Source organism: Pseudopedobacter sp. (genome assembly GCF_040392825.1).
Lineage (GTDB): Bacteria > Bacteroidota > Bacteroidia > Sphingobacteriales > Sphingobacteriaceae > Pseudopedobacter.
Genome location: NZ_JBEBVH010000260.1, coordinates 1 through 5,426 on the forward strand (window position 1 = coordinate 1; position 5,426 = coordinate 5,426).

Annotated in this window: 7 protein-coding genes; 5 read left to right on the forward strand and 2 right to left on the reverse strand. The window is 34.5% G+C overall.

What is annotated here, in order from left to right:
• Positions 1–213, reverse strand: a 213-nt coding sequence (locus ABWO41_RS14920) for an acyl-CoA dehydrogenase family protein (RefSeq protein WP_353139763.1), incomplete at its 3' end; no start/stop codon positions are given.
• A gap of 3 nt (positions 214–216) precedes the next feature.
• Complete coding sequence (pnuC, locus tag ABWO41_RS14925) at positions 217–849, reverse strand: nicotinamide riboside transporter PnuC (RefSeq protein WP_353139766.1); 633 nt, start codon at positions 847–849, stop codon at positions 217–219.
• A 202-nt stretch (positions 850–1,051) separates the two neighbouring features.
• Here pnuC and ABWO41_RS14930 point away from each other — a divergent pair, with 202 nt between their 5' ends.
• The 5 genes from ABWO41_RS14930 to ABWO41_RS14950 all read left to right on the forward strand — a co-directional run.
• Positions 1,052–1,915 (forward strand): TIGR02757 family protein, encoded by an 864-nt coding sequence (locus ABWO41_RS14930; RefSeq protein WP_353139769.1) that lies wholly within the window; start codon positions 1,052–1,054, stop codon positions 1,913–1,915.
• Positions 1,916–1,985: 70 nt separating this feature from the next.
• On the forward strand, positions 1,986–3,299 hold the full coding sequence (locus tag ABWO41_RS14935; protein ID WP_353139772.1) for an MFS transporter: 1,314 nt from the start codon (positions 1,986–1,988) through the stop codon (positions 3,297–3,299).
• A gap of 49 nt (positions 3,300–3,348) precedes the next feature.
• Complete coding sequence (locus ABWO41_RS14940; protein ID WP_353139775.1) at positions 3,349–4,086, forward strand: (Fe-S)-binding protein; 738 nt, start codon at positions 3,349–3,351, stop codon at positions 4,084–4,086.
• A gap of 151 nt (positions 4,087–4,237) precedes the next feature.
• Positions 4,238–5,074 (forward strand): AraC family transcriptional regulator, encoded by an 837-nt coding sequence (locus ABWO41_RS14945; protein WP_353139778.1) that lies wholly within the window; start codon positions 4,238–4,240, stop codon positions 5,072–5,074.
• A 65-nt stretch (positions 5,075–5,139) separates the two neighbouring features.
• The coding region (locus ABWO41_RS14950) for a carboxypeptidase regulatory-like domain-containing protein (protein ID WP_353139781.1) at positions 5,140–5,426 on the forward strand (287 nt) is incomplete at its 3' end.

Below are 5,426 nucleotides of genomic sequence, written 5' to 3' on the forward strand. Positions count from 1 at the left end.
ACTGCCATCTGCTTTTGCTAAATTTTCTTCCAATCGTAATATTTCTGGAAGCGGTTTTTCTAACCCGCCATATTCTTTAGGAACATACAAGTTAAACCAGTTTTCATTGTAAATCAAATCCAGAATTTTAGGGTGTAGTTTACCCAACTGTTCTGCTTCGGCAGCATGTTTTCTAATAGTTTCTGTCCACGAGGGTTTAAAGAAATCTGACATGTTTTAGGGATTTGCTTGTAATTGCTCTTGCTTATAGATTTTTTTCCAATCGAAATAACCAAAAATAGCGACAATGAACAAGAAAAGTGTCAACATAGCCATCATAGGTAAATGTTTATGTATTAATAATGGAATAGCAATAATATTGGAAACATTTAAGAAAATCCAGTTTTCTATTTTCCGTTTGGCAAGAAGCCACATTCCGGCCCAAGCTGTAGACGCTACGATAGCATCTTCTAAAGGAACATCAGAGCCGGTGAAATTGAGGAGAAATAGATAAAGTACAACAAAGCCAATACCTACGATGGAAAGTGCTATGGTCATTTCTTTTTTTGTTGTCCGGCTTATCCTCACATCGGGTTTAGATTTTTTATGAATCCAGAAATACCAGCCATAAATACTCATAACCAAATAGTAAGCATTCAATAGCGTTTCGGCATAAAGTTTTGCATGAAAAAGCAGGTACGAGGAGAGTAAGATGGAAATTATTCCGGCCGGATAAAGCAAAATATTATTTTTTCTTGCGAGTAATACTTCCGAAACACCAAAAATTACTGCAAGCCATTCTAATACTCCCGTTTCTTTGATTTGCGATAAAAATAGGATTAACCACTCCTGAATATCTACTAACGTCACCCCTTTAAAGATTAAATAAAAAAACAGGGGCGATTGTAAGCCATTTTCACTACGCCAGCATTATCTGGATCAGCTTTATAATGTCATGAAGAGACATTAATGGGTATAATCTCAGCCAAATTTATCAGCACCCCTTATAATTAATGCAAATATAATCTTTTTAAGAGAATTCCAGTATGGGCGAATAATGTACCTTTGGGTAATGAAAACTTTCAATAGCGAAGAAGAACTCAAAGAATTTTTAGACAGAAAAGTAATAGCATATAACCAACCCGGGTTTATAGAGAACGATCCCATCTGTATTCCGCATCTTTTCAGTAAAAAGCAGGATATTGAAATTATGGGATTTTGGGCTTCTATCTTAGCGTGGGGACAGCGGGTGACGATTATCAATAAATCTAAGGAACTGATAGATTTAATGGACGGTGTACCTTACGACTTTATTCTACATCATAAGGAGACCGATTTGAAGAGGTTCGAGAAATTTAAACATCGCACTTTTAATTATACAGATACACTGTATTTTATTCAGTTTTTTAGGCAGCATTATGAAGTTTATGATAGTTTGGAAGATGCTTTTTTACCATTTAAGCAATCTGTAGTCAGAGATGAATACCTTTTAGGTGGTATTGCTGATACAGATGAAAAAAGTAATGTTTGCTATGCGAACTTACTCACAATGCCTCATGTAGAGGGGAATTTAAACTTCTTTAGGTCGTATTTTTTTTCGCTGGAAGATTTTCCACAACGGACAGTAAAGCATATTTCTTCCCCAATGAAAAATGCGACTTGTAAACGTATCAATATGTTTTTGCGTTGGATGATACGAAAAGATAACTGTGGTGTCGATTTTGGAATCTGGAACAGAATTAAACCTTCACAATTGATTTGCCCCTGCGATGTGCATGTAGATAGGGTAGCAAGGAAGCTGGGCTTGATAGACCGCAAGCAAACTGATTGGAAAACAGCTTTAGAACTGACTGAAAATTTAAGAAAATTTGATGCCCAGGATCCCGTGAAATATGACTTTGCATTGTTTGGTTTAGGAGTAGAAGAGAAGTTTTAGAGTAAAAAAAGATTGACATTTATTTTGAATTTTTACTTTTGAAGTCAAACTTTACAATATTTTATATTTTATGTCATTAAAAGACGATAAAAAAGTTGTCCGCTCCTGGGCAATGTTCGATTGGGCAAACTCATCTTATAATTTAGTCATAACCTCCACCATTTTTCCTGCTTACTATACTGCTATAACAACTACAGAACAGTTTGGAGATAAGGTTAAATTCTTTGGTTTCGATTTTGTAAATACCGCTTTGTCTAATTATGTTTTGGCCGTAGCGTATTTAATAATTGCTATTATTTCGCCTCTGCTTACCTCCATGGCAGATTATCATGGAAATAAGAAAATATTTTTAAAATTGTTTACCTGGTTAGGAGGTTTGGCCTGCGCAGGTCTTTTCTTTTTTACACTGGATACTTTAGAAATCAGCCTGATATTTTTTGCTCTGGCTGCAATTGGTTATTGCGGAGGGATTGTTTTTATCAATTCTTATCTGCCAGAAATAGCATCGAAAGAAAATCAGGATGCTGTAAGTGCCAAAGGTTTTGCCTATGGTTATGTGGGTAGCGTTATTTTGCAAATTATATGTTTCGCTTTTGTTTTGAAACCAGAGCTTTTTGGGATTACATCTCCCAGCTTTCCTGCAAGATTATCTTTCCTTCTGGTAGGGATTTGGTGGATCTCCTTTGCGCAAATTTCAATCCGTATATTGCCTAAAAGTAGTCCTAACTTTAATGCTGCTGAGAAAGTAAAGCTGTCTAATGGTTTTGATAATTTGAAAAAGGTTTGGGCGGAAGTATCAAAAATGGTGATTTTAAAGAAATATCTGGTAGCTTATTTTTTCAGTGCAATGGGGGTACAGACTATTATGCTGGTAGCAGCTAGTTTTGGTGAGAAAATTTTGCAACTGGGAACATCAAAGTTAATCGCAACTATCCTTATCATTCAGCTTGTTGCTATAGGTGGCGCAATTCTGATGTCTAAGCTATCGCGGATATTTGGAAATATAAAAGTTCTTATTGTTGTGGTAGTAATTTGGATTGGCGTTTGTATTAGTGCTTATTTCATAGCTAACGAGTATCAATTTTATGCTTTGGCGGCAATTGTAGGAGCAATAATGGGGGGCATCCAATCTTTATCCAGATCTACTTTTTCTAAATTAATTCCAGAGCAGACCTCAGATACCGCTTCTTTTTTCAGCTTTTATGATGTTACCGAGAAGCTTGCTATTGTAGCAGGTTTGTTTAGCTTTGGGTTGGTAGAAGAACTTACGGGTAATATGCGCTACTCGGCAGTATTTTTAGCAATATTTTTTGTTTTGGCTTTAAGCATCCTATTTTCTCTTGTAATAAAACAAGGGAAATCGCTTAAAAATTATCAAATTTGAGACATCTTAGGGAAACTTAAGTGAAACAGTAACTTAGAATCCAGATTACATGAATGTAGAATTGTTCATCCCTTGCTTTATAGATCAGCTTTATGTAGAAACGGCAAGAAATACAGTGAAGATTTTAGAAAAGGCAGGTTGTAATGTAATTTATAATCCGGAGCAGACCTGTTGCGGTCAGCCAGCTTATAACGCTGGTTATTGGGATGATGCCAAAAAAGTGGGAAGTAAGTTCTTAAATGATTTTTCTGATCAAAATTACATAGTGTCGCCTTCTGCTTCCTGTACGGGGATGGTGAGAAATGCATATAATGATCTTTTTTTCAATACTGCTATTCATAACAAATGTAGAAGTGTACAAAGCAATATATATGAGCTGACGGAGTTTTTGGTAAATGTTTTACATAAAGATTATTTTGGAGCAGAATTGGAAGGTGTTGCAGTATATCATGATTCATGCAGTGGATTAAGAGAATGTAAAATCAAAACAGAACCTCGGAAATTATTAGAGAAAGTACATGGTTTGGAACTGGTGGAAATGAAAGACCAGGAGGTCTGCTGCGGCTTCGGTGGAACTTTTGCGGTAAAGTTTGAAGGTATTTCTGCTGCAATGGCCGAACAAAAAGTCAATAATGCTATGGCAGTGGGGGCCGAATATATTATTTCTACAGATGTTTCCTGTTTAATGCAATTGCAGGGCTATATAGATGCCCATAATCTTCCGGTAAAGACAATGCATATCGCAGATGTGTTGACTTCGGGTTGGATAGAGGAACCCATTTTATAAGGTAATTAATCAAAAGCACAAATATGATGTGTTTATATGATAATTTGCCTATCAAAGTGAGCGATTACGCATCTGTTAAGTATATAGTTTAATGTTACATTAACTATTAAAATAATTGAGAATAGGTTTTACCTACTTTGTGATTTACTTAATGAACTATCCTATTACTGTTAAAAACAAGTTAGATGAAGGCCTGGAATTTAAAATTTCAAAATTCAAGGAGATTATAAAGAAAACAAAACCACATAAACATGATGGTTACTTTGAATTTATTTATTTGTTTGAAGGGGAGGGCTATCATTGGATAGATAATAAAAAGGTTTTTATTAAAACACCTCAGGTGTTTGTTCTGCAACCTAATCAATTGCATTGTTGGCAATTTACTGCAATTCCCAAGGGCTATATCTTTATGGTAAAGGAGTCATTTTTTGATAAGGTAACCGAACCCTATTTAATGAATCTATTTAATTGTGCTAAAAAGGAGTTGGCTTTAGATATAACTGATATTCAAGTATTACAGTTTGCCCTGCAACAATTATATGAGGAAAGAGGTAAGGATAGCTTAGAGCGTAAGTCTATTATTAATTCATGGTTGAGAATTATTTTTGAAAACAGTTTCAGTATTCCTGATTTAAAAGTCGGAAATCTGAATACAGAGAATAGTATTTATAGTAAGTTCTCAAACCTTTTAAATACTGACAAAAATATTTATAAGAAAGTAGCCGATTACGCAGCAATTTTAAACGTAACGCCTCAAAATTTAAATTATCACTGTGTAAAACAAACAGGCAAAAGTGCAAGCAGCTATATAACAGATCGATTTATACTTGAGGCAAAGCGGCTTTTGCTACATACTGACCAGAATATAAATGAAATAGCATTTTCTCTTGGTTTTGATGATTCATCAAATTTTACAAAATTTTTTAAAAATAATACTGGATTTACTCCGGTTAATTTTAGAAAATCTGTTTTCAATTCTACCATATAAATAGTCCTTTCAACCACTTATTAGTATTGATTAATTACTAAACTTGCAGCGTTTAAATTTTATTAATGATGAAAGTTTACTTAAGTTTTTTGTTTACTCTTTATGCAAGTATTATATTGGCTCAAAATGCTGTTGTTGAGGGAATAACATACGATCGCGAAGATAAATCTGCCTTAGGATTCGCAAGTGTATCTATTTATAAACTCCCAGATTCTGCGTTAATTTCGGGAGTAATCTCTAAGGAAAACGGACATTTTAAACTCGAAAATCTACAAGCGGGAAATTATTTTGTAAAGGTTCGGTTTGTAGGATTTGAAAGCTATGAAAGCACTGCTTTTTATTTGAAACAGGC